At 46.8% G+C, this 24,316-nt stretch carries 28 protein-coding genes; 11 read left to right on the top strand and 17 right to left on the bottom strand.

Annotated elements, in window-relative coordinates; translation table 11 throughout:
* The first annotated feature begins 222 nt into the window (after positions 1-222).
* On the top strand, positions 223-1,767 hold the full coding sequence (locus D2910_RS09350; RefSeq protein WP_117313310.1) for an outer membrane protein assembly factor BamD: 1,545 nt from the start codon (positions 223-225) through the stop codon (positions 1,765-1,767).
* A gap of 489 nt (positions 1,768-2,256) precedes the next feature.
* On the opposite strand, the gene D2910_RS09340 is transcribed toward D2910_RS09350, so the two are convergent.
* From D2910_RS09340 to D2910_RS09330, 3 genes are all read right to left on the bottom strand, one after another.
* Positions 2,257-3,129, bottom strand: a complete 873-nt coding sequence (locus D2910_RS09340; RefSeq protein ID WP_117313308.1) for an AraC family transcriptional regulator — start codon at positions 3,127-3,129, stop codon at positions 2,257-2,259.
* A 97-nt stretch (positions 3,130-3,226) separates the two neighbouring features.
* On the bottom strand, positions 3,227-4,180 hold the full coding sequence (locus tag D2910_RS09335) for an Abi family protein (RefSeq protein ID WP_117313307.1): 954 nt from the start codon (positions 4,178-4,180) through the stop codon (positions 3,227-3,229).
* A 123-nt stretch (positions 4,181-4,303) separates the two neighbouring features.
* Positions 4,304-4,801, bottom strand: a complete 498-nt coding sequence (locus D2910_RS09330; protein WP_101801790.1) for a pyridoxamine 5'-phosphate oxidase family protein — start codon at positions 4,799-4,801, stop codon at positions 4,304-4,306.
* A gap of 182 nt (positions 4,802-4,983) precedes the next feature.
* On the opposite strand from D2910_RS09330, the gene D2910_RS09325 reads away from it, so the two are divergent.
* Positions 4,984-5,733 carry an SDR family NAD(P)-dependent oxidoreductase gene (locus tag D2910_RS09325; protein ID WP_084242731.1) on the top strand — a complete coding sequence of 250 codons (750 nt, stop codon included), beginning with the start codon at positions 4,984-4,986 and terminating at the stop codon, positions 5,731-5,733.
* 168 nt (positions 5,734-5,901) lie between these two features.
* Positions 5,902-6,426 (top strand): DUF2798 domain-containing protein, encoded by a 525-nt coding sequence (locus tag D2910_RS09320; protein WP_205854603.1) that lies wholly within the window; start codon positions 5,902-5,904, stop codon positions 6,424-6,426.
* A gap of 60 nt (positions 6,427-6,486) precedes the next feature.
* Here the strand turns inward: D2910_RS09320 and D2910_RS09315 are convergent, their stop codons facing one another.
* A complete protein-coding gene (locus D2910_RS09315) occupies positions 6,487-7,620 on the bottom strand; it encodes an NADH-dependent flavin oxidoreductase (RefSeq protein WP_117313306.1) in 1,134 nt (377 codons plus the stop codon).
* A 153-nt stretch (positions 7,621-7,773) separates the two neighbouring features.
* Here D2910_RS09315 and D2910_RS09310 point away from each other — a divergent pair, with 153 nt between their 5' ends.
* The 3 genes from D2910_RS09310 (at position 7,774) to D2910_RS09305 (ending at position 11,076) form a co-directional block, all read left to right on the top strand.
* Positions 7,774-8,802, top strand: coding sequence for an NADP-dependent oxidoreductase (locus tag D2910_RS09310; protein ID WP_117313305.1), 1,029 nt, complete (start codon positions 7,774-7,776; stop codon positions 8,800-8,802).
* A 390-nt stretch (positions 8,803-9,192) separates the two neighbouring features.
* On the top strand, positions 9,193-9,408 hold the full coding sequence (locus D2910_RS16790; protein ID WP_133299093.1) for a hypothetical protein: 216 nt from the start codon (positions 9,193-9,195) through the stop codon (positions 9,406-9,408).
* A 180-nt stretch (positions 9,409-9,588) separates the two neighbouring features.
* On the top strand, positions 9,589-11,076 hold the full coding sequence (locus D2910_RS09305; protein ID WP_117313304.1) for an aldehyde dehydrogenase family protein: 1,488 nt from the start codon (positions 9,589-9,591) through the stop codon (positions 11,074-11,076).
* Between the two features lie 108 nt (positions 11,077-11,184).
* Here the strand turns inward: D2910_RS09305 and D2910_RS09300 are convergent, their stop codons facing one another.
* Genes D2910_RS09300 through D2910_RS09290 form a run of 3 tightly spaced genes read right to left on the bottom strand, consistent with a single transcriptional unit; the run spans position 11,185 to position 12,737 of the window.
* Positions 11,185-11,733 (bottom strand): DUF1697 domain-containing protein, encoded by a 549-nt coding sequence (locus D2910_RS09300; RefSeq protein ID WP_117313303.1) that lies wholly within the window; start codon positions 11,731-11,733, stop codon positions 11,185-11,187.
* 30 nt (positions 11,734-11,763) lie between these two features.
* The gene (locus tag D2910_RS09295; RefSeq protein WP_117313302.1) at positions 11,764-12,552 is read right to left on the bottom strand and encodes a class I SAM-dependent methyltransferase; all 789 of its coding nucleotides are present in this window, start codon (positions 12,550-12,552) and stop codon (positions 11,764-11,766) included.
* On the bottom strand, positions 12,528-12,737 hold the full coding sequence (locus D2910_RS09290; RefSeq protein ID WP_117313301.1) for a hypothetical protein: 210 nt from the start codon (positions 12,735-12,737) through the stop codon (positions 12,528-12,530). The genes D2910_RS09295 and D2910_RS09290 overlap by 25 nt, the downstream gene beginning before the upstream one ends.
* A gap of 156 nt (positions 12,738-12,893) precedes the next feature.
* On the opposite strand from D2910_RS09290, the gene D2910_RS09285 reads away from it, so the two are divergent.
* Positions 12,894-13,676: an SDR family oxidoreductase gene (locus tag D2910_RS09285; protein ID WP_117313300.1), complete on the top strand. Its 783-nt coding sequence runs from the start codon at positions 12,894-12,896 to the stop codon at positions 13,674-13,676.
* 69 nt (positions 13,677-13,745) lie between these two features.
* Here the strand turns inward: D2910_RS09285 and D2910_RS09280 are convergent, their stop codons facing one another.
* The 6 genes from D2910_RS09280 to D2910_RS17090 all read right to left on the bottom strand — a co-directional run bounded on the left by D2910_RS09280 (position 13,746) and on the right by D2910_RS17090 (position 17,957).
* On the bottom strand, positions 13,746-13,967 hold the full coding sequence (locus D2910_RS09280) for a hypothetical protein (RefSeq protein ID WP_084242738.1): 222 nt from the start codon (positions 13,965-13,967) through the stop codon (positions 13,746-13,748).
* 80 nt (positions 13,968-14,047) lie between these two features.
* A complete protein-coding gene (locus tag D2910_RS09275) occupies positions 14,048-15,028 on the bottom strand; it encodes an SPFH domain-containing protein (protein ID WP_117313398.1) in 981 nt (326 codons plus the stop codon).
* A gap of 33 nt (positions 15,029-15,061) precedes the next feature.
* Positions 15,062-15,841, bottom strand: a complete 780-nt coding sequence (locus tag D2910_RS09270) for a TPM domain-containing protein (protein WP_240633588.1) — start codon at positions 15,839-15,841, stop codon at positions 15,062-15,064.
* A complete protein-coding gene (locus tag D2910_RS09265) occupies positions 15,838-16,866 on the bottom strand; it encodes a TFIIB-type zinc ribbon-containing protein (RefSeq protein WP_084242740.1) in 1,029 nt (342 codons plus the stop codon). The genes D2910_RS09270 and D2910_RS09265 overlap by 4 nt, the downstream gene beginning before the upstream one ends.
* 48 nt (positions 16,867-16,914) lie before the next feature.
* Positions 16,915-17,631 (bottom strand): PspA/IM30 family protein, encoded by a 717-nt coding sequence (locus D2910_RS09260; RefSeq protein ID WP_117313396.1) that lies wholly within the window; start codon positions 17,629-17,631, stop codon positions 16,915-16,917.
* 194 nt (positions 17,632-17,825) lie between these two features.
* Positions 17,826-17,957 carry a hypothetical protein gene (locus D2910_RS17090; protein ID WP_276310421.1) on the bottom strand — a complete coding sequence of 44 codons (132 nt, stop codon included), beginning with the start codon at positions 17,955-17,957 and terminating at the stop codon, positions 17,826-17,828.
* A gap of 200 nt (positions 17,958-18,157) precedes the next feature.
* Here D2910_RS17090 and D2910_RS09255 point away from each other — a divergent pair, with 200 nt between their 5' ends.
* On the top strand, positions 18,158-18,718 hold the full coding sequence (locus D2910_RS09255) for a DUF4256 domain-containing protein (protein ID WP_117313299.1): 561 nt from the start codon (positions 18,158-18,160) through the stop codon (positions 18,716-18,718).
* An 86-nt stretch (positions 18,719-18,804) separates the two neighbouring features.
* Here D2910_RS09255 and D2910_RS09250 read toward each other — a convergent pair whose 3' ends face one another.
* Both D2910_RS09250 and D2910_RS09245 read right to left on the bottom strand, forming a co-directional pair.
* Positions 18,805-20,001, bottom strand: a complete 1,197-nt coding sequence (locus tag D2910_RS09250) for a M20 family metallopeptidase (protein WP_117313298.1) — start codon at positions 19,999-20,001, stop codon at positions 18,805-18,807.
* An 89-nt stretch (positions 20,002-20,090) separates the two neighbouring features.
* Positions 20,091-20,825 carry a glucose 1-dehydrogenase gene (locus D2910_RS09245; protein WP_101801800.1) on the bottom strand — a complete coding sequence of 245 codons (735 nt, stop codon included), beginning with the start codon at positions 20,823-20,825 and terminating at the stop codon, positions 20,091-20,093.
* A gap of 198 nt (positions 20,826-21,023) precedes the next feature.
* On the opposite strand from D2910_RS09245, the gene D2910_RS09240 reads away from it, so the two are divergent.
* From D2910_RS09240 to D2910_RS09230, 3 genes are all read left to right on the top strand, one after another.
* Entirely contained in the window at positions 21,024-21,557 is a 534-nt protein-coding gene (locus tag D2910_RS09240; RefSeq protein WP_233208554.1) for a TetR/AcrR family transcriptional regulator, read from the top strand.
* A gap of 120 nt (positions 21,558-21,677) precedes the next feature.
* Positions 21,678-22,850, top strand: coding sequence for a DUF2157 domain-containing protein (locus D2910_RS09235; protein WP_117313297.1), 1,173 nt, complete (start codon positions 21,678-21,680; stop codon positions 22,848-22,850).
* On the top strand, positions 22,847-23,299 hold the full coding sequence (locus D2910_RS09230; protein WP_338088688.1) for a GDYXXLXY domain-containing protein: 453 nt from the start codon (positions 22,847-22,849) through the stop codon (positions 23,297-23,299). Before D2910_RS09235 ends, D2910_RS09230 begins: the two co-directional genes overlap by 4 nt.
* Before the next feature lie 78 nt (positions 23,300-23,377).
* On the opposite strand, the gene D2910_RS09225 is transcribed toward D2910_RS09230, so the two are convergent.
* Together D2910_RS09225 and D2910_RS16890 are read right to left on the bottom strand one after the other, a co-directional pair.
* A complete protein-coding gene (locus D2910_RS09225; RefSeq protein WP_117313296.1) occupies positions 23,378-23,893 on the bottom strand; it encodes a hypothetical protein in 516 nt (171 codons plus the stop codon).
* A 114-nt stretch (positions 23,894-24,007) separates the two neighbouring features.
* Positions 24,008-24,160, bottom strand: a complete 153-nt coding sequence (locus D2910_RS16890) for a hypothetical protein (RefSeq protein WP_158241156.1) — start codon at positions 24,158-24,160, stop codon at positions 24,008-24,010.
* Positions 24,161-24,316 lie beyond the last annotated feature (156 nt).

Below are 24,316 nucleotides of genomic sequence, written 5' to 3'. Positions count from 1 at the left end.
AATAAATTAGGGACTTTATACACATTAAAAATAGATATATACCGGGACCTTTAAATGTTAATATATAGAAAACTTCCAAGTAAGCAAATTCTTGAATGCATCTTGAAAGTAAGCATCCGAGGCGAAAAATACAAGTCAGAGCTGAATCCAGCGAACCACTCCACTTTTTTCAATCGGCAGGAATACAGTTGCAATAAATTCAAATGGAAAGTGGAGGAAGCTATGAAAGTATTGTGGAAAATAGTGATTTTATCGGTTTTATTCCTTGGCTTCAGTATTGGAAGCTATTGGATCATCTTCAGCCAGGGCCTTGTACTTGGCATTTTGATTTCATTCATGCTGCTGGTGCTTTGTTTGGCCGGCCTTGCTTTCAGCCTTTATGGAATCGAAAACGGCCAGCTTGAAAAAATATGGCTCAAGAGCCGGATGGAAGTCGCTGCCTTATTGATTTTGACGGTTTACCTGAGTTCGGCAATTGGCCTGTTTGCTGCAGCCAATACTTTTTTGGAGGCTAAAGAGCTGACGAAAGATTTTACGGCCGCTGAAAAGACGAAAATGCTGGCTTCTGCACTTTGGCACAGCAATTCGAATTCAAGTACGATTGGCAGTATTGAAAAGAATGGTGTGGTTTATTCCTTCACGGCTTCGACTAAAGATGAAATCGATAAGATCGATGAATTTCTGGAAGAGGAAAAATGGCGGATTGCGGAATTCTATGGCAATGAAGAAATGGGTGACTTGACGATAGTCTTCCATGACGATTTTGACACGTTGTCTGAAGCATCCGGCTACGAAGAAGCCATGGGTTATTATGATTATTACAGCCAGGAAATCCATTTGGTGCCGGATGACTACTCATGGGACATCGTCCTCCTCCATGAATACAGCCATCACCAGAGCCATTTGTATTCACAGGAATATGGCCTGTCAGAGACTCGGCTGCCTTTATGGTTTGAAGAAGGCGTCGCCGACTATCTGGCCGGTGAGACAAGTGATTGGTATGCGCTTGAAGATGTGGAAGTCACTGATTTCAAACTGCTGGACTACGACTATTCGTTCCATAATACGTATACACGCAATTACGATCCGTACGTGCAAAGCTTTTTGGCGGTGCAGTCGCTGGTCAATGAACACGGTGAGGATTTATTGCCGACATTCCTTTCTGCAAAAATGCCGAGTGAATTTTACGCTATGCTTGAAGATGCGACCGGTATGGAGCTGGTTGAATTCCAGGAAACATTCCTCGATGACATGATTGAAGAAAGCACTGCCGAACAGGCGAATTATGACGCCGCTTATGAAGCAATGGAAAAAGGGAACTACGAAGAAGCGGCAAAAATCATGGATGAACTGAAAGCGACCGCATCGGAAGAAGACTTGAACCACTTGTCCTGGATGCAAATTGACCTTTATCTATTGCAGGATCAATTGGACGAAGCCTTAACTTTCATGGAAGATCGCCTCGAAAACGGAAATCCCGATTACCGTCTGGATGACCTCATCACGTTAGCGGAAATTTATCTGCTTGTCGATCCGGCAGTGTCCTTGGAATTGGTCAGGGAAGCGGATGCGATTTCACTTGAAGATGAAGACATGGAATTTGGTTATTTCGATACGGCTGCTTATCTCGAAGCATATGAGCTGATCAACTCTTCATCACCTTATGAAGGGTATATGATTCTACTGGATGAGGAACTTTTATATTACGAAACCATCATCGAGAAAGTGGAAGACAAGGTTGCGGAAGAATTTCCGGAAGCAAGCTGATCGATATGAAATAAAGCAGGCTCCCCTGATGTGGGAGCCTGCTTTATTTATTGCTTTTATATGTATGATTTTTGCCGAATGATCATAGAATCCTCTGAGTGATCATAGAATCCCCTGAGTGATCATAGAACACCAAAAACCGCTCATAGAGTCCGACCAGCTTTTCAAAAATCAAAAAAAGCAGGCTCCGCTGACTTGCGGGCCTGCTTTTCTGGTGAAAAACTTGCTTGCCGATCACAAATCTTCCTTTGCCGATCACAAACTGATGCTTGCCGATCACAAATCCTCCTTTGCCGATCACAAACTTCAAATTGCGTAGAAAGTTGACTTTTTACTTTACGGTTGACCGACTATTTTTAGGCTCCTGCAGCCACTTTCCTGAAAAACTGCCAAAAACACAATAATAATCTGGAATATCATTGAAAAGAAGGCTCTGCACAAACGCGGAACCTTCTTCTAAAACTCGTAGCCATCAAAATTTTGTGGAAGTTACTGCTGTTTATTCACCGGAATCCAGATTTCGCTGTATACCTTCTCAAAGTCGCTCATGTCCCCATTAAAGGAGATTTCCGGCCCTTCCCGCAATTCAAAATTAGAAGACGGCAGCCATTCGGAAAAGATTTTCGCCCACGTTTCCTGGAGCACGCCAGGGAAAGGCCCTTCTATCTTGAAAATCACCCAGCTGCCTGCAGCCACTTTTTCCACATCAAACTCTCTGAAATCAGCATCCAAAGTCGTGATGGATCCGATGAGATGGTCGAGTTCACCTTGTTCTTCATTGCGCCCCGCGTCAAAGTTAAAGGATGCGTTCACCACTGTTTTAACTTCGGTATTCCGCATCTGATCAAGTTTTTCACGCTGCTCCGGTGTGATGGAACCAGCCATATTCATGATTTCCTGATTTTGCCCTTCAAAAACAATCGGCACCCTCTTTTTAATGCCTACCAATTTAAAAGTGTCTTTTTCTGCGATACTGTAATCCATATCCATTCCTCCTTGAATCGTCAATTGGAAAGTCAGGCGCGGAAACAGCTTCAAGCTCCCACTGTTCTTCACTTCCGACGGATGCACGCCCGACCATTCACGAAAAGCGCGGCTGAAACCGTCCGCCGAATCGTAGCCGTATTTCACAGCCACATCCAGTATGCGTCCGCCGCCCCGATGCAAATCGAATGCCGCCTGCGACAGGCGCCGGTTACGGATATAGCTGCTCAGCGTCATACCGGACAAATATGAAAAGAGCTTCCGAAAATGGTATTCCGAAACGCCCGCTATGTCCGCGACTTCCTGGAAATTGATATCACTGTCCAAATGCTCTTCCATATACTGCAGCGCTTCGTTCATATCCTTCAGCATGTTCATAACCTGACCTCCTTTCTTTAACAATTCTATTCGGAATAAAAGAGGCTCATCCGATGACGCATGTACAGGAAATGTCGACTCCCGGAAATATTATCCTTCAATTCTCCCGAAAACTTGTATCCCGCATCACTACACCATATGCCCGGCCCGGCAGCGAAGCTTTCAGTTCCGCCATCAGCCGCTCCAGTTCAGCCGAAAATACTTCGTACTCTTCTTTCGCGAGCACCAGCCTCAAAAGGCTCACCATCGAATAAACCGTCCCTTTACCGAGGCTGCCCGCCGGCAATCGTAGCCTTGCATCGACATCACCGAGTTCTTCCGGATGCGCCAGCCGATAACGGTACAGCACTTCTTCGTGCGCCGATTTATTGCGGTAAGGGAAAGCGATGCGCAGCAAGGCGTCCAGTTCACTCGCCTTTAATTGCAACGGTTCATATTCTTCGCTGAATTCGTCGGCAAAATCCTGCGCAATGCGCTCGCGCAGTTCATCATCGATTACGGAATAGAAATTGGTGATCTGCCCAAGCGACAGGAAATTGACGAGCACCCATAACGGGACGTTCCTGTGCTTGTCGAAAAACTCGCGGATAGCCGGATACTTTACGCGGTCACGTTTCTTGTGGCTCTTGATCAAATTGTAAAGTGTCGAGATGATGCGGTCACGTTCGTGATGGCGCTCCTTGTCCGCGCTGTAATGAGCCGGTTCGAGGAAAGAATCCATCTCTTTGAACTTCTCCGAAAAGCGGTACGCCACTTTCGATTTGATATTCTTTTCGAATTTCAGCAATTCATTAAGCATCAGCATCCGCAATTCACGGTCGAAACGGTATAGCGCGTATATATGCCCGAACTCCGTCCCCGCCTGGTACTGCTCCTGCCCGTATGGATTCATTCGCTCGTCCCGCTCCAGAAACGGTTCCTTGTAACCGTCAATCAGCGCGTAGTAGTTTTCGCGCGACAACACGCGTCGGGCTGCCGCCTTATCCGGCACCAACAGTCCGCGGTTCTGCAATATCGTGATCTGTTCATCATGGGAAGCAAATACTTTCATGGGTTTCATCCTCTGCAACTGGTAGTTTCTTTTACTGTAAGCGAGTTTTTGGTTTTAATAAACCCTTACAAACAGAAAAACCCGCAGACATCTGTTTGTCTGCGGATTTTTCCCAAACGTCGATCAGTTGAATTCCACCGTATCGTTCATCTGTTTTTTATCGCCTTCATCTTCATTGCCAGTCAGCTTTTTGGCGAAATTCTTAACCGTTTTCGCCATATTGCCCGATTCCCAGTATTCCGCGGTTTCGGCAGTCACTTTGATCAGAATGACGTTCGGATCATCATATGTCGTATTCAGCATTTTATCGAAAACCGGATTCCAATATTCCTTTTTGCGCTCCAAGTCATCGATGAACTGAGCAGAACCGCTGATCGATACATACGATTTGCCGGCATAGGCCACGTTGACCGCAGGGTTATGCAGGATTTCCTGGTACTTGTCCGTATCTTTTAAAGTCAGGAACCACAGTTCACCGTCAAATTCCGCTTCCTGCGTCTGAAGCGGGCGGGACACCGGTTTACCATCGACAATCGTTGTGAACATCGCGACTTCGATATCCTTGATCAAATCATTGACGATTTTCAATTCCTCTTTGTGTGTCGGTGCATTGTCAGCCATAACTTAAATTCCTCCTTGTGTAATTTAACTTCCACTTATTTACTGAGTCTTCCCGCTTTCCCAGCCGAATAAACAGGCCGGAGTTTCTTCTGATTAGCCCCTTTTGAAATCGGGTACCCGTATTATGGGAAGCATACAAAAAATATCGTATGCAATAAATAAAACAGGAGGCAGATTTTATTATGAGTAAAACAGCAATTATTACAGGTGCAGGCAGTGGACTGGGGCAATCAACAGCGCTGCGCATGGCACAGGACGGCATCAATATCGCAGTGGTCGATGTAAATGAGGAAGGCGGCAACGAGACCGTCAGCAAAGTGAAAGAACTCGGCGCGGATGCCCTCTTCATCAAAGCCGATGTTTCGAAAGCGGACGAAGTGAAAAATTACGTGGACAAAACGGTGGAGCATTTTGGCTCAATCGACTATTTCTTCAACAATGCCGGCATTTCAGGAAGCGGCAAATACTTCCTTGAAACCGACATCAAAGAAATCGAACAGATTGTCGGCATCAATATGCTCGGCGCGCTTTATGGCCTTCGCTATGTGGCGGAAGTGATGGTGAAAAACGGTGGCGGTTCAATCGTCAATACGGCATCAAGTGCCGGCGTAATCGGCCAGGATACCGTCGTCACTTATTCAGCGACCAAGCACGGCATCGTCGGAATGACGAAATCACTTGTCGCCGAATACGCAAAAGACGGTTTGCGCGTCAATGCCGTGGCACCGGGACCAACTGAAACACCGATGGTCAAAGCTTATTTCGATGCCAATCCGGAGATGAAAAAGAACGCAGAAGCCGGTATCCCGCAAAAACGCCTGGGCACAGCTGACGAGGTCGCGGAACTCGTGAACTTCCTGCTGACGTCGAAAGCACAGTACATCAACGGTGATGTGATCCGCATCGACGGCGGCTTCACGAACACGAAATAAGAAGTCTTATTTAACTTCATGAATTATGGAAGGCAGAGAGCTCTAGGGGCTTTCTGCCTTTTCATATAGCATTGACACACAATGGACACTTACGAATCCCCTTTTCTGTTTGCTATAGTTAGCAGCAGTCTTGTAAAGACGGCAACAGGAAAAGGGGATAATAGATACATGCACTTAGAGAAACGACTGCCGCGAAACGGCAAAGAAGGACTTTTATACGGAACGATCATTTCCACACTGACAGTATTTTTCATGACCACTTACAGTGCCATATATTTTGCGGGCGATTTTAACGGTGAAGTAGCATGGACGATCCTGAAGATGCTGCCGATCATCTGGATCATCGTCATGATCATTGAACCTGTCATTTTCGGCAGGATTGCCGAGGCGTTGACGGCAAAATTCACGAAACCGGCAGACAGCTTCAATTCGAAGATCCTGTTCCGTATCCTGTTTACCGTACTCGGCATGTCTGCAGCTATGACTTTGATCGGTGACGTTGTCGGTAACGGCTTCCACTCAGAACTGTTCAGCAACTGGCTGCATAACTGGCCGCGCAATTTTGTCATCGTACTGGCAGCTGAAAGCCTGGTCATCCAGCCGATTGCCCGCTTTGCCATGGTGAAACTGCATGACTCACAGGATGAAAAAGCCCAGATTTCGACGGGAATGAATAATAATATTATTCAATAAAGACCAAAAAGCTCCCTGGCCGAATAACGGCCAGGGAGCTTTTCAATTTAGCTATTGGGATTAAACTTCAACTTCTTCGTCGATTTCCACCATTTTGAATTTGACCATCCGTTCCCATAAAGGTCCAGGAATATCAAGCTTGCCGATCATTTCTTTTGGCACGTTTTCATTAATTTCATTTTCTTTGCCTTGCTTCACTTTTTCCGTCCATTCCGGGTCAGCCAGCACTTGGCGTCCCATCACGACGATATCCGCTCCTTCTTCAAGAGCCGCGACCGCTTCCACGGGTTTCTTCACGCTACCGACGACGACAAATGCCACACGGCCAGCAATCTTTTCGGAAAGGATTTCGACGATGCTGCCTTCCGCCTTATCGTTATGCGGCAGTTTTTGGAAGTCCATCAACGATACATGCAGATAATGAATCCCCCCGTCAATCAATCGATCAGTCAGGATTTTTGTCTCTTCGATCGTATAGCCGATGCCTTCCTCGCTGTATTCTTCCGGCGATAGACGGTAGCCGATGATGAATTGATCATCGGCAAATTCCTCTGCCACTCGTTTCACTTCCGCCAATACAGCCAGCGGGAATTTCAGGCGGTTCTCAAGGCTTCCGCCCCACTCGTCTTCACGGCGATTCGTGATTTCCGACACGAATTGCTGAATCAGATAGGTGTTTGCACCATGGATTTCAACGCCGTCAAAACCGGCTTCGATTGCACGGCGTGTCGCTTCACCGAAGTCACGGATGATGTCCATGATTTCATCTGATGTCAATGCGCGGGGTGTCGGTCTGCCAGCAGGACCTTCTACAGCGCTAGGCGCAACCGTTTCATTGGTTTTAATCAGCGATGGCTGTCCTTGGCGTCCGCCGTGCTGTATTTGGAGAATGGCTTTATTGCCATTCGCTTTCATCGCGCTCGCCATCTGTGTCAAACGCGGCAGAACCTCATCCTTAAAAGCGACGAACTGGTTCGGAAATGCAATGCCGTTTTCAGATACTGCAATGCACGCTGAGATAAACAGGCTGCCGATATTCGAGCGGCGGCGGTAATATGCCAGTTCCTCGTCCGATACCGTCCCGTCCGGGTTGCCTGAGTACGTGGTCATCGGCGCAACACCCAGACGGTCGCTCAACACTGCACCGTTCGGCAATTTTATTTCTTCGAATAAAGAGTTGAATTCAGGTTTCATATTTATATTCCTCTTTCCTATTTAAGTTCGTTATTTCAAAATAGCATAGCCTCCATTGCACTACAAGAATTCACGCTTGCAGGCTTTTATTTTTGATTCCATTCTTTTACAATGGTACGATTTTGCCGAATAGAACTTTGAGGAGGAATTTGAATGACACCGAAAACATATAAAGAAATTCAATTGGCCAACCGGCCTGAAGGAACGCCTTCCAACGAGGATTTTGCATTTGTCGAGAAAGAGATTGCATCACCCGGGGAAGGCGAAGTGTTGCTTAAGACCCTTTACCTATCCGTCGACCCTTATATGCGGGGACGCATGCGGGACGTGAAGTCATACGTTGCCCCCTATAAATTGAACGAAGCGATTTCCGGTGGCACCCTTGCTGAAGTCGTTGAATCGAATTCGGAGCTTCTGCAAAAAGGCGATATCGTCAACGGCACACTGAAATGGGCTGAGTACAATGTTGCCAAAGCGGAAAAAGTCCAAAAAGTGGATCCGACGATTGCACCGATTACGACGCGATTGGGTATTCTAGGATTAACGGGATTAACTGCTTATTTCGGTCTTCTTGATATCGGCAAGCCGCAAGCGGGCGAAACAGTCGTTGTTTCCGGCGCAGCGGGTGCAGTCGGTTCGGTTGTCGGCCAAATTGCGAAATTGAAAGGCGCCCGCGCAGTCGGCATAGCCGGTTCGCAGGAAAAAATCGATTATCTCATTAACGAGCTCGGTTTTGATGCAGCGGTCAATTATAAATCGGAAACCTTTAACGAAGATTTGAAGCAGGCTTTGCCTGATGGCGTTGATGTCTATTTCGACAATGTCGGCGGTGAAGTTTCCGATGCAGTGATCTGGGAACTGAACAATAAAGCACGCGTCGTGCTGTGCGGAACCATCTCTTCCTACAACACACCAGGTGCAGATATCGGGCCGCGCATCCAGTGGAAGTTCATCACGACCAGCTCTATGATGAAGGGCTTCACTCTTGGTGATTACGCTTCTGAATTCCGCACCGGTGCCGCTGATTTAGGGAAATGGCTGCAGGAAGGCAAATTAAAATACGAAGAAACAATCATCGAAGGATTCGAAAACACACCACAGGCATTTTTCGGTCTGTTTGAAGGATCAAATCTGGGTAAACAGCTGGTGAAAGTGGCAGATCCGGAGTTTGCGGAACTGTAGAGTTTAATTTTGAGGTGAAAAACTGGAGTTTTCTTGAAGTGGAAGTGGTTAAAACGTGTTTGTGATCGGCTACGGGTCATTTATGATCGGCTAGTAACCGTTTGTGATCGGCTACGTGTCTTTTATGATCGGCTAGCAGCCGTTTGTGATCGGCTAAGAGAGATTTATGATCGGCTAGCTGATTTTGACGGTTTCACCTTCTAAAGAGCCATCGATCCCCCACCGCTTCAATTTCGCTTCTCGAAAACCTTCAGTCATTTTAGAGCCCTCCGCCATCGCGGGGGGTTTTATTGTTAAAATGAGGGGAAGCTAAGAACAGCGGTAAATTTGTTAAGCCAAAGGAACGAATTTAATTTCTGTGTGAATGCATTAAGGGTGGGCGGGTAAATAATGGATGTACGTAATAACCGAAACGAAAGGATGGAGTATGTAATGGCTTTTAACGACAAATTCAACGACGCCAAAGACAAAGCGATGGATAAAAGCAAAACTCATCTGGATGAAAACGGTAATGAGTATAAAGAAAAAGGCCACGATTATGTCAATGAAAACAAAGACGACTGGCAAGACCGTGTGGCCGATGGAGACGATAAAGCTAAGGATTAATTATTGCGACTGTATGTTTTTGAAACAGCAGCATCTTACGATTAAATTCAGTATAAGCCCGTTCCTTGGAAATCAAGGAGCGGGTTTTCTATTTAATTTTACAGAAATACCGAAAGTTTATCGTCGATATTACCGGGAAAACTATATAGGCAGTCTACTCTGATCCATTTTAAGAAAGGAATGATTGAATTGGTACACGAACCAGTTACAGTACATGCTCTTATCAACGGAGAAAAAGTGGATACGAAAGATAAGATCACCCGGGAGAATCCGTCGAATCCTTCAGAGATTGTCGGCTACGCGCCCTTGAATACAAAAGAAGATACGGTCCGCGCAATCGACGCAGCCGACGAAGCGTTCAAAACTTGGCGAAATAGTTCACTTGAAGAGCGCATTGAACGTATGGAGCGCGCCATTAAAAAACTGCGCGATTCAGAAAAGGAAATTACAGAGCTGTTATCCCGTGAACACGGTAAGCCTGTATATGATTCCGGCGGCGAATTATATGTTTCATTGGCATGGATGGAGCACGCCTGCAAAACGGCGAAAGACGTGATAGGCGATGATGTGCGTGAAGATGAAAACGGCACGACGATCATCAAGCATGACCCGATTGGTGTGGTATCCGCCATCGCGCCGTGGAATTACCCGATTTCCCTGTCGACGATCAAAGTAGCGCCTGCCCTGCTGGCCGGCAATACGATTGTCGTAAAACCGAGCCCGCTCGCTCCTCTTGCCGTGACCGTCGTGCTCGATATCATTGCGGAGGAATTCCCTCCTGGCGTCGTCAACGTGCTGAACGGTGAAGCGGAAGTCGGCATTGAACTGACCTCGAATCCGAAAGTTATGAAGATCGCCTTTACTGGCGGCACTGAGACAGGCCGCAAGATTATGGAAGCGGCTGCTCCGACCGTCAAGGAATTGACGCTGGAACTCGGCGGCAACGACCCCGCAATCATGTTGCCAAGCTTTGATCCGAACGATGAAAAAGCGATGCGCCGCTTAGTCGTTTCAAATTTCCTGACGGCCGGCGAAATTTGTATGATCGCTAAACGTATTTATGTGCCTCGCTCGATGCATGATCTTTTCGTTGAAAAATATATCGAAGCGGCAAACAAATGGGTGCGTGTCGGTGATCCATTCAACAGCGACGTGACGTTAGGACCAGTCAACAATAAAAAACAGAAGGATTATGTTCAGGAATTGGTGGATGATGCCAAGGCCAACGGGGCAGAAATTCACAAACTTGGTGAAATTCTTGATCCCGAACTTTTTGAAAAAGGCTATTTCATGCAGCCGACTTTAGTCGTCGGCGCGAAGCAGGAAGACCGCATCGTTAAAGAAGAGCAATTCGGTCCGACTGTACCGATTATTGCTTACGATGATGTTGATGAGGCCGTGCAACTCGCCAATGACAGCATTTTCGGATTGACCAGCTCCGTCTGGGGCGATGATCAGGAAGCAATCGAAGTGGCTGCACGTATTGAAGCCGGCACCACGATGATCAATACCGCGGCCATCCAGGGGCTGGACGTCCGCTACGAATTCGGCGGCGTCAAACAATCCGGTGTGGGCCGTGAATATGGTGAACAGGGATTGAAATCCTATGTGAACATTCATATCATCAATAACCCAAACACGAAAGACTTGCCTCATATACCGGAATGACGCGGTTGGAACCTGTTCTTATTAAAGAGCTTCTGCATTTGCAGAGGCTCTTTTTTCGGGTTTTATTTAAATTTTAAATGCAGGAATAACTCCAAACCACCGCTTGCATTAATCTGCGCTGGTTTCTTCCATCAGCACAAGCAGTTTTCTGACCGTATTGACATTGCGGATGGTCACCAATTTATATAGTTTGGTCCCGATCACTTTTTGCATGCCGCTCTTGGCAGCATGCGCCTTATCGACGGACCATAAAACAGCGCCAGGGACATAGTTCACCCGGTCAATTTCCGGCTTGATAGTCAGTTCATCAAGTACTGCCGCGTTATCCGCTTCCGGCCATAGGAACCAGACATCACTTTTCATGTCCTGATCGTTGGTCCAAGTTTCAGGGAGGCTTCCGGCTATCCGCCGAAATTCTTCAATGCTGTAAACCAGCACCTTTATGCTCAAATCGAATTGGGACAGAATTGCCGCTTCTAAAATCGATGGCAATTCATCCTGCGCGTGTTGATCGTCCGCAAAAATGATATTGCCTGAATTGATATAGGTCTTGACCGCAGACATCCCCGCTTCTTCAAACGTCTTTTTCAGCTCTTTCATATCCACTTTATTGTTGCCGCCTACGTTAATTCCTCTTAACAGCGCCACATAGATCACCTTTCCGCCTCCTTCATCCAAGTCTCCTGTTTACTCCGCGACTATAACAATACTGTCCAGGCTTTCGATTCCCTCAACTTCAAGTATCCCATACAGGCTGTGCGCCAGTGATTGAATCCGCGGCGGAACATCGTTAAACACCGGTTGGACACTCTTTGCATAATCAGCTTCCCAGACGCCGTCCTGTAAATAGCTGGCATCGACGCCAACTGTCTGATGGACTGTCCACCCTGCCGCCTCAAGCATTTCCCGCAATTGTATTGAATCGAATACATGCTGGATGTTGCCGTCATTGTCAATGAATTCGCTGTACAGCGCAAGGATGGCTGTTGCTGCAAAATGCGGCCGCTGCGCCATACGGGTAAAATTGATATCCCATTCCGCAATGCAGATCCGCTTGGCCATGCGCCGCAACTTTTTAAAATATGAGAGTAGCTGTTCCGGATTCCGAAAATACCATGAGGAGTGGGAAAGAATCGCCACATCAAAGCTCTCTTCAGGCACATCGAGCAAATCGGTCTGCAGTTGGAAATCGATGCGGCTGCCGAATTCAGAAGCGGCAATTGCTGAAGTCGCTTCCCCCACCGTTACAGGTGCACCATAATCCGGGGAAGCAATATCTACTGCCAGCACAAATCCTTCTTCTCCGACTGCATCCGCCAGAACAATTGTTGTATCCCCTTGGCCGCAGCCGATTTCAACAACGCGCATGCCTTTCTGCAAACCGAAGGCATCCACCACTGACTGCCGGTGTTTCAGCTGAATGCGTTGAATCTGATCGTCTCCAACAATTTTCATGCTTGCCAGTAAATGCTCCATTGCTTCTCCTCGATTCGTTCGATTGTTATAAATATATCGTTACTTAATTTTGCAGCGCGCTGTACAATATCCTTCACCGTGACATGGCTGTATCCTTTTTCATTGATCAATTCAGTAAACGCCTTCTTGAAATCCTGCTTGGTGCGCAATGCCTGCGGACTCAAGTTTTCATTATTCATTGCCATCCTTTTTCTCCTCCAGAATCGGCATTTTCCCGGAGCTTGTCGATTTAAGCGACAAAGTGGAATTTTCTACTGATTGAGTCGCTATTCCCATGGGTATACAGTTGAATAGCAGCTTTATTTTCAGTGTAGCATAATCAAAAAAAGGAGAGATGGACAATGATTGATTACAAAGACAAAGTCGTCATTATTACAGGCGGAGGTTCCGGCCTCGGACGCGCCGCAGCCATGTCGATCGCCAAACAAGGCGGTAAGCTTGTTCTTGTCGATATGAGCAAAGACGGTCTGGAAGAAAGTAAAAAAGAGATTCTTGCTGCAGCTTCGGATGCGCAGATTGAAACCGTCGAAGTAAATGTCACCAATGAAGAAGATGTAAAGAATTATGTTGACTTTACAATCAGGAAATTCGGCAAGATTGATGGATTCTTCAATAATGCCGGCATCGAAGGCAAACAGAACCTGACTGAAGAATATGGTTCGGATGAGTTTGAAAAAGTCATCAATGTCAATTTGAACGGTGTTTTCTACGGCATGAAATATGTACTCAAAGTTATGAAGGAACAAGGCTACGGTTCAATTGTCAACACAGCTTCCGTCGGCGGGATCCGCGGGGTCGGCAATCAATCAGGCTATGCAGCGAGCAAGCACGGCGTTGTCGGTTTGACACGCAACTCAGGCATCGAATACGGGGAATTTGGCATCAGCATCAATGCCATCGCGCCGGGTGCCATCATGACTCCGATGGTCGAAGGCTCATTGAAGCAGATGGCTGGCGATAATTGGGAAGCTGCCGGCAAGGAATTTGTCAGCGTCAACCCGATGAAGCGTTTCGGTAAGCCAGAAGAAGTCGGAAACCTTGTCGCGTTCCTTCTTTCCGATGCAGCGAAGTTCATCAACGCTTCTGTGATTCCAATCGACGGCGGCCAGTCTTATAAATACTGATTCACAAACATGTAAAAAAGCACTGCTTCTAACCAATGAGGTTAGAAGCAGTGCTTTTTTCATCTGACACTATTCATTTCTGCGAGGGTTATTCGGACGCTCGTCCGACACCTTCTCGGAATATTCCTTGGCATCCTGCTGTTCATCTCTGCCTTTCACTTCTTCGTAATCCGTCGCATCGTTATCACCATCAAACGTTTCTTTCGCTTTATTGATCGCTTTATCAATTCCTGATTCCGGCGCACCTACCTGCTTTTCAGGCGTGCGGCCTGCTGTACCTTTTCTGGCCAATGAAATCCCTCCTGGTAAAAAGTATTTGCTTATAGTTTACCCGGTAACGTGGATTCTACTCCTGTTTTCAGAGGTTTGACTCAGGTGAGCTTCTGGCCGCAGTTCGGACAGAATTTGGCGCCATTTACTTTCTCGCCGCAATTCGGGCAGAAGTTCGGCGCTTTACCGCTGCCGGATTCAGTTCCGCTCTCTTGTTGACCGGAATTCCCTTCGCCGTCATTCGAACTTTTCTTATCATCCATCATTTCCTTCGCGATATTCATGCCCATCATCATTCCTGCCATATCTGATGCGGTATTCGATCCGGATGATTTGCCCATCGCATCGGCCACTGAAATCTGCTGGTACCGGGAAACGTCGCCAACCATGCCATGTGAAGCATTTTTATTAATCATATCCTGTATTTCTTTTGGATAATTGAAGCTCATGATCTGGAAGCCGGTGATTTTCAAGCCGTCATCCATAACTTGCATATCAAGGTCGTCTTGAATTCCTTTTGAAATATCGTGTGCATTCGCCTGCAAATTGAACATATCCTTGCCTTCTTTTGGAATCCACTTCATCAATAATTGATCCAATACAGCAGTGATGCGGATTTTCACATCATCGACCGTATAACTCGTACGCACACCGGCAATTTTGTCGATAAGGTTGATGTAATCATTGACTTTGAACTGGAATGTTCCGTTCGCCCGGATCGGCATGCCGCCGGGAAGACCCGGTGCTGGGATGTTGATCGGATTCTGTGTGCCCCATCTGACCACAAACTCTTTCGTGTTGACGAACAGCACTTCGACCCGCATACCGCTGTTGAATCCGAAGCGGAATCCTTTTAATGTCGACAGGAACGGAACGATTTCCGATTCGATATCGTACTCTCCGTCTTCTTCAAAGATCCCTTCGATTTTACCGTTGTTCAGGAAAATCGCATCCTGTCCTGGACGGATAATCAAGCGGCTCCCCTTCTTCACTTCCTTGTTTGCCCATTTGTAAAAAATCATATCATCGCGGAACTCATCCCATTCCACGACGTCTGCGAATTGATTGCCGAAAAAAACCATATTGTTCATTCCTTCCTCTAATTCGTTTGGCGCTTAAAAGCTTCTGCCTCCGCCGCTGAAGGAACGGCCTCCGCCAGTCATGCCGCCACCGCCGAACCCGCCGCCGCTGTTATTATTCTTCGGAATTCTGCGCCTTGTCACGGTCTTATTGCGGAAACGGTCTGAATCTCTTGTGACTCGTGTGTGGTCACGGTCGATATAAGTTGCCGCCGTCGTCGTATTGCGGCCGCCGGAGTTGTAGAGCATAGTGCCGACAACGACACCGCCGAGCAATAGGGCCACCGCCGCCTGGAACCAGGTCTGGAAAAAGATGCTTTCGGGATTGACGCCCGGTTTATATTCCATATAGCGGTCGGCCGTTTCGATCGTTTCGCGGAATGCGCCGGCATATTGACCTTCTACCATATAAGGAGTGATCCGGTCGAGCACCAATTCAACGCGCTCATTATCAAGCCGCTGTTCGGCTGTACCGAAACCGGCCAGATAGAATTCCCTGCCGCCGATATCGATCGTTAGCAGCACTGCATTTTCTGTCCCGGTTTCGTCAGCCAGACCATCAAAAAAATCACCCATATATGTCTCGATTGGCAGACCTTCCGTGCTGTCAGTGGTCAGCAACAGAAATTCGGTTCCCTGCTCACGGCTCTTTTCGGCTGCGTATGCTTCCAGGTCGCTGATTTCGGAATCACTGAGCAATCCCGCCTGATCAAAGATGTGCTGATCCGTTTGTGCAAAAGCCGCCGTGCCCGTCAACAGCATCAATACTGTAAGCAATAAAATCATCGCATTAATTTTAAACAGCGAATTCGTCACCAAAGAACACCTCCCACCAGATAGGAGATGGTTTTTAATACTGCAAAAGTCGAGACGGCAATGCCCATGAACCAGGCTGCCACTTTGCCGCCGCTGATCGGAGGCTTGCCGACCACTTTGCCGGTCTGGCCGTTCATCGCAAAAGTATGTTCTTTATTTTCGAAATCGTAATACACCATCCAGACCGGAAAAAGTGTGTAGTAAACTTTTTTCTTATTGGCATTGATCTGTTTGTTAGTGTAGCTGACTGTTGAATAACCGGAAATGGTGCTGCCGATGTAAGTATCGATATAAGGTACTATTTTCGATTCTATCCGCGAAAAAAGCGCATCTTCATCAAAATCATATTTTTCAGCCAGAAAACCAGCCAAATAAGGCATACGAAAATCTTTTAAATCACTGTAATCGTAGGGTTCCAGCTTATCCATCAGCTCATCGTCCATCTTTTCGGAAGCATCGGCGGGCACTTTCAGATAACTGAGATCGATTTCCCGGTAAACATCATAAAAGTCGGTTTCTGTGATGACAGTATCGCCTTGTTGATAGGTTCGCATCCGGGTTCCGATTGCGGCTACTTCGGCTTTGCCATCGATATCATATAGCCAGAATGGCACATACATGCCCGTCATTTTTTTGATGCGGTCGCCGTTCATGAATCCTCTTGGCGTCAATCTTCCGTTTTTCGTCCACTTTTTAAAAGCCGCCACTGCTTCATCTTTGCTGATAGTGAATGGAATCACCTTAGCGGGGGCAAGGTCGCCCGTCAGCCGGTCCGCAAGTATGACAGGAGCCCCGCAAAAACTGCAGTGCGTCGCTGTCGTTTCCGCTTCCGTCAGCAGGACGGCTCCGCAGTTTTCACAATGATATTCCTTCGCTTCTTCAGGAGCGAATTTCTGCTGGATATTTTCTTCCGGGAAAGTTTCGATATCGTCCTGCCGGCCGCAGTTTGGACAGGATAATTTGCCGGAAGCGGCGTCAAACGCCATATCCGATCCGCAGTTCGGGCATTTATAATGAGTAACCAACCCGCTTTCCTCCCTTCTGCGCAATATCTTTATGCTGGGTGCCAGTCATTATTCGCCTTTACTCACCTGGGACTTCAACGCTTCCAGTTCATCATCGACATTAATGCCTGATTTCAATGAATCAAGTTCCTTGTCCACATTTGAATCATTGTCATATTTTTTAGCCAGATCTTTGACAGAATCTCCGGACCCTTTATTGAGTTCGGACATCGCCTGCGCTTCATCAAGCTGCTGATTGATTTTCTTTTCCATCGCGTCAAAAGCAGAAATCCGTTCTCCGGCTCCGCCCATCGACGAATTGAATTCGTTCATGCGTTCCTGCGTTTTCGCAACAGAAGCTTTCCCTTTCAACTCTGTGCGGCGGGATTCCAATTCACTGATGTCTTCTTCAAGCTTATCGTGCATCTGGCGCATCTGCTGGGTATTGGCAGCCGCCATTTCGACCGCTGTATGAAGGCCTTGCTCGCGTTCCGTCAACTCCGCTTTTCGCTGCAGGAATTTACGCGCATCATCTTCATTGCCCGCTTCAAGCGCTTTTACCGCATAACGCTGCATATCATCGATTTCTTTTTGCACATCCGATAGTTCACGCCGCTCGCGTTTTTCCGCTGCCATGATCGCTGCCGTTTCCGATTTCACTTTGCCAAGATCACTGTTCAAATCACGTAAATATTGATCGATCATTTTCTCAGGGTCTTCCGCCTGGTCCAGCATTGCGTGAATATTGCTTGTCATGATATCCCGAAAACGTTTTAAAATTTCCATCATCATTCTCCTCTTCATTTTTTCCGCTGTGCGGTCTTGCTTTATTCCATAAAACTACCCGTTCCGCCGGCGTATTAACCATGTCGCCCAACACAGCAGAAGATCGGCAGTTCCCTTCTATATAAGAGCTTCTCCTTTTCAAGGAAAGTTCCTGCCTGACCGCTGCTGGGGCTAATGATAAGGGCATCGTGCTCTCAGATGATATCTTTGATGATCCGGAAAATACCGCGGGGAATAAAGAAGAGCAGCTCTCCCGCCTCAATTAGCAGATCCACAATCCACCATCGCTCTTTTTTCTTTTTCACGTCAGCCGCCATCTTTATCATCCGCCTTTCTGTTTCTATTATGTACGGACCCATTTACAGAAAAGTTTCATAACTTCCAGGAAATTCTGCGGGATGTTCAAATAAACATCATGGTTCATCCAGTTTCTTCTGCATAATCATTTCATCATGTAATCTCCAAAAGTTTCCTTGTTTTGTTTATACTTAAGCCAAGATGGATTTCAAAGAAGGAGGAATTTTACGTGGCAAAAAAAGAATTGACCGCTGATCAGCGAAAAGACTTGCTGGACACATTGAAAGGACGCTTCGAAAAGAACATGAATCGTCATGAAAGCGTGGACTGGAATCTTATTCAGGAGAAGCTCGAGGCTGCTCCCGACAAACTGTGGTCACTGTTCCAAATGGAAGAGACTGGAGGCGAACCAGATGTCGTGACGCTGGAACCGCAGGACGGCTTCCACGTCTTCTATGATTGTTCGCCTGAAACACCGAAAGGCCGCCGGAGCCTTTGCTATGACCGGGAAGCTTGGGAAGCACGGAAAAAATTCAAGCCTGAAAATACCGCTATGGACATGGCCGTTGAGATGGGCATCGAAATGATTTCAGAAGATGAGTATCGATCGCTCCATCAATTTGGCGAATTCGACCGCAAGACATCGACTTGGGTGCTCACACCCGAAAATATCAGATCCCATGGCGGCGCCATTTTCTGCGATTATCGCTATGGCCAAGTCTTCACTTACCACAACGGCGCTGATTCCTATTATGCGAGCAGGGGTTTCCGCGGCAAGCTGAAGGTCTGAACAGAAAACTCATTCTTAAAAAAGCCATCGGAATTATTCGCCGATGGCTTCTTTACATTTCAAAATATATTTCTTCCCTGAAATTTTCAAATGGGCTCTTCTCCGCAAAATCTTACAACAACAGCAGCCATTGCTTTGGCACTGATCAACAGACTCTTTTCATTGATTTCGAATTTCGGATGGTGATGGGGAAAGGCTTCACCTTCAGCCGGCATCGCGCCCACGTAGAAAAAGCAGCCCGGTTTTTCTTTAAGGTAATATGCAAAATCCTCGGAAGGCGGCTGGGGTTCGGTTTCCACCACAGCATCCACTTCAGGAATATTCGCCTCTTCGAGAGCGGCACGCACCTGTCCGGTTATTTCCGGATCGTTGTACAGGACCGGATAGTCATTCGCATACTCCAATCGTGCCTCTACACCGAATGATTCTTCCAGCCCTTTGACGAATCTGCGGATTTCATCTTCCACGAGCGTGCGCGCTGCTTCTGACATCGTTCGGACATCGCCTTCAAGTTCAACTGAATCTTTTATGACATTAAACTGTCCTTTGCCATCAAACGAACCGATGGTAACGACAGCGGCGTCGAACGGATTAACCCTTCGGCTGACGATGGTCTGGCAATTCATGACGAATGAACTCGCGGCTACGATGGCATCATTCGCAGTATGGGGAGAGGAACCATGACCACCCTTTCCTTGAACACGAAGTTTGAAGCGGGCCCGGCCAGTTTGTGTATTCCCGCTTCTATAGAATATTTTCCCCGATTCCATCATGGACATGACATGGATGCCGAAGACAGCTTCGACTCCTTCTAGGACCCCAGCGCTGATCATTCCCAGAGCTCCGCCCGGCGGCATTTCTTCAGCGGGCTGGTGGATGATTTTTATGACACCCGATAACTCGCTCTTCATTTCCGCAAGGGTTTCAGCCAAAATCAGCATGTATGCGGTATGTCCATCATGTCCGCAGGCATGCATGACACCCTCATTTTTGGATGCGTAAGGCAATCCGGTTTCCTCTTTGATCGGCAAAGCATCAAAATCAGCACGTATCGCAATAGTCTTTCCAGGTTTCGCCCCTTTAATCGTCACTACAATGCCCCGTTGTCCTCCAAAATCTTTTTCAATTTCATCGATTGGCACTTCCTTATAGAAATCGGCGATAAACGCCGCAGTTTCTTCTTCCTGAAATGAAAGCTCGGGATGTTCATGGAGATGACGCCGGATCTCAACAATTCGCGATTCTTTCTGTTCAAGACGGTTGAATAAGTTTTCAATTAACATTTGAACAACCTCCTTTCCATGACTCTACCCTTTCTACAAAAAATAAAGCCGATCCAGAAAGTTCCGGACCGGCTTTATCGTTGCAGTATTTATTGGGCAGTCAAACCGCCGTCAATGACAAACTCTGACCCCGTCGAGTAGCTGGCTTCATCCGAAGCAAGGAAAAGCACCATATTGGAAACTTCCTCTGATTGTGCTACGCGCTTCAAAGGGATATGCTTCGAGAACTCTTCAACAGCAGCTTTGGTATCTTCCTGCACGACCATCGGGGTAGCAATGACGCCGGGATGAACCGAGTTCACGCGGATTCCATAATTGGCGCATTCAATCGCCGCCGCTTTCGTCATGCCCCGAACCGCAAATTTCGTATCCGTATAGCCGATTGCTCCCGCCACCAGCCCGTTCATGGAAGAAATATTGACAATCGAACCGCCACCCGCTTTCTGCATGGACGGAATAACAGCCTTCATACCCATAAAGACGGAAACCTGATTGATCTCCACAATGCGGCGGTATTCTTCTGCCGTCGTCTGTAAAATCGATTTGGCCATGGTGATGCCCGCATTGTTCACCAGCACATTTACTGGGCCAAACGCTTTTTCAGCTTCGTCAATCACTTTTGACCAGTCTTCTTCAAGTGCGACATTCTGTTTTACGAACAGTGCATTTTCGCCCAGTTCTTTTGCCAGCGCCTGTCCTTTTTCCTCATTCAAATCCGTAAGCACCACTTTCGCGCCTTCTTCGATAAATTTTTTCACGTGTGATGCGCCCATTCCTTGAGCGGCACCTGTCACAATCGCCACTTTTCCTGCTAACCGGTTCATTTTCCATTCCTCCAGCAAATTATTTACTTTATTTTAAAATAAACTACATTTGTAAGTTAACAGAAAAATATTCTGTTTGTCTATTGAAAATGATCCATGTCATAATAAATTCAAGAACATCGTCCACAGTTTGGACATAGGGAGGTTTTCATCATCACTGGAACTGAAGATCGACGCATCTTACGGACGCAAAAAAAATTGAAAACAGCGTTATTGGATTTATTGGAACAAAAATATCTGCACGAACTCTCTATCACTGAAGTGACAAAAGAGGCCGATTGCAACAGGGTCACTTTTTACTCCCATTACAGGGATTTGAATGCATTGCTGGAAGCAATAGTAGCAGACCATCTGGACGGTTTAACGGCTCATTTCCGTAAAAGCTTTGAAGGGCGTGAACGATTTTCCTCTACGGATGTGGAACGCCATCTGCCGATTTTCGAATACATTTATCAAAACCAATTCATATTCTCGCTGATTATTAAAGGCGAAGTACTGCCTGGGTCTCAAAATCTCTTCTGCGAAAGTTTAATGCGCGTCTCCACCATCGAATTAAAACTGGAAGAAGAAACGGATATCGAGATTCCAACACTCAACTATTTTGTCACTTACGGAAGCCTCGGCTTTTTCCTGTACTGGATCAACCAGAACTTCAGCACACCGCCTGAAGCCATGGCTGAAAAGCTTGCCGTTCTCCACGGCAAGATGTATGGAGGCGCCATTGTTTTATAGAATGAAAAGTTTTAAGCAAGATTCGCTGTGTGAATTTTTAAGCCTTTCTGCTCACCTATTATCTATCTATTCTGTCAATACAGGATTATAATAAAGGCAAAGATTAGGGGGGAGAGTGCGATGGAATTCGAACGGAAATTGGCGCAATGGCGCGATGAAGGATTTATCGATCAGACTGCTGTCGACCGCATAAAGGCATTTGAAAAAGGCCAGCCCCAAAAGAAAAAGATTCCCTTATTACTTCTTATCGGATTGATTTTCTTCGCATTGGCAGTATTCAGTTTTATCGCAGCCAACTGGCAGGCGATTCCGGAACTGCTGAAAGTGGCATTGGTTCTTGGACTGATGTGGCTGTTCTATGTAATCGCTTATTTTTCCGAGAAAAAACATTTCGGCCAGCCGATTCTTTTCAGGCTGCTGGGGCTCGCCATGTTCGGCGCAAGCATCCTGGTGACTGCCCAGACATTCCATTTCAGTCTCTCAAATTCCGTTTTGCCATGGGCGATTTTCATCGCTGCGCTGGCCCATTATTTTCAGTGGCGGCATTTAGCCTATGTTTTGGTGATTTTCGTATTCGGCATATTCACGCTCACATCGTTTTTGCCAAACACGAATTGGGTTGAATGGGGTATCTTTGTAGCCATCTCATTTGCCTGGTTCCACTTCAGCAAAGACGATGCACCCAAGATACTCAGCTGGATGCTGCTGTTTTTCTCTGGTCTGTTAATGTGGGATCTGGTTTCCTACAGCAGTCCTTTCTGGCCGATTTGGACCTTATTCGCGCTCGTTTTGCTGCTGTTCCTGGTACCAACTGGCAAGCAGAAGTTACTATCTCCCCTTTATCTTATTTTCGGAGCTGTCATGCTTATTGTCTACCTGGCGCTTAGAGGGGAAACCGAAATGTCGCTCGTCGACCTCAATTGGCCGGAATCAATCGCGCTGGCCGCGGCCGGTCTTGGCGTATTATTTCTGGCCTACTCGAGATTCCGGGATATCATCTGGATCTCGATTCTTGGTGCAATGGGTTTCCTGTTGTTTGACGACACCGCCATTGCACTGGCACTGGTTGCTGAAGTTAGTGCACTTGCCTACCTTATTATTGCCCAGCGGCAGAATCGTCCGCTCGCTCCAGGCTTCATCTACTTCATCCTGGTGCAGTTCGTGATTTACGTCATTTATGCTTGGGAACGCCTTGATATGTCGCTGTTCTTCCTGATCGGCGCATTGCTGCTGTTTGCTCTTTCCGCTGCCGCCTGGTGGTTGAACCGCAAGAGAGAAGGTGCTGCGTCATGAAACTGAAACAATGGTTATTGCCTATTCTTATGACAATTTTCGTTGTCGTACTGGTGGCTGCTTTCTATTCCGCATCGTGGTTTGGTGAACAATACACACTGCGTGCAGAACCTTTTGATCCATTCGATCCCTTCTACGGAGAGTATGTCATGCTTCAGTATCCTGATCTGAATGCAGCTGGCAGCACTTACGAAGGCGATGTCTATTTCACTTTGACAGAAGGCCCCGACGGTTTTGCTGTTATCGATGAAATCAGCTATGACCCATTTTTCGGTGCAATCAGCGGTTATTCCTATGGCAACCGCTTGACCGCTCCGCAGCTGGAGCAATTCTATGTCGAGCAGGGCCTTGGCCCGCAGTTGGAAAGCGCGGTCGATCTGCAAGTGACGATAGACGTAGCGCCGTGGGGAATCATCCGCCCTGTCAGTATCGCGGAACGGGAAGAATAGAATAGAGCCGATTTAAAGACCTGCAACAGTTCGATTCAACTGTTGCAGGTCTTTCTTAATGGTGCTGTCCTATGAAATTCATGTTCTGTTTCTTCTTATCGCTGACGAAATCCAGAGACCTGCTATGACAATTCCTGCCACTAAAAGCGCCATCAGTCCTATAGGAATTATGCCTTTCGAATCAAATTCGCTCGACTCCACCTCCTGTAAAACTATTTCTTCTTTATCGGCATATTCCCTATCCGCAAGTTCGGTATTATGGGTGGTCGGCGAACAAAGTGGATGGATCCACTTTCCGCCTTCCAGGTTGAGGAAGAACAAATACTCTGCATTCTTCCTGCTCTCTCCCCAAGTAACGTCTTCATAAACTGTAATGGCTTCCGTCTCCACGCCTTTGAAACTCTTCCCCACTTCAACTGTCAGCATTTTTTTATTATCGGTATAGTCAATGTCTTTCACTTCCCCAATTAACACCGCGTCATATTCTTCATACGCAATCTTCACAGGAGATGGTTCAGCGCACGACAAGGCAAAACTTTGAGCAGGATTCAGAAATATTGATGCTATGAATACCAAAAGTATTATTTTTTTCATAAAAGCCCCTCCTTTGCCTATTTGTCGTATCACCACTCCCGAAGTTACATATCCATCCCATTCAAAAACCCGTATGCCTGAAAATCAGGCACACGGGTCAGTTTCCATTCGAATTTATTTCTTTTTATCGTCCTCGTTGTTGCTATCCATGCCACGATATTCCTGTTCGGGAAGGTTGATTTCTTCTTTATAGTCCTGTGCCTCTTGTCTCAATTCCAGGTCGCGCTGATTCGTCTGCAATTCGTCTTTGTTCTTGTCTCGTGCCAATCCAATCCCTCCTATTTCGTGTTAGTCCTGCTATTCCCGATAAACAGGTGCTGAAACGGGGAATAAAGTTCCATTTAATGCGGCCTGAACAAACGTTCAAATCTCTGCCACTTAAAATTGATATTCAATTTATATTCGTCCGCTATGATGTGGTGG

It is taken from the genome of Planomicrobium okeanokoites (assembly GCF_003428875.1).
GTDB classification, from domain to species: domain Bacteria; phylum Bacillota; class Bacilli; order Bacillales_A; family Planococcaceae; genus Planococcus; species Planococcus okeanokoites.
Note: the sequence above shows the minus strand (reverse complement) of the source record. Positions and strands in the feature narration are given on the sequence as shown.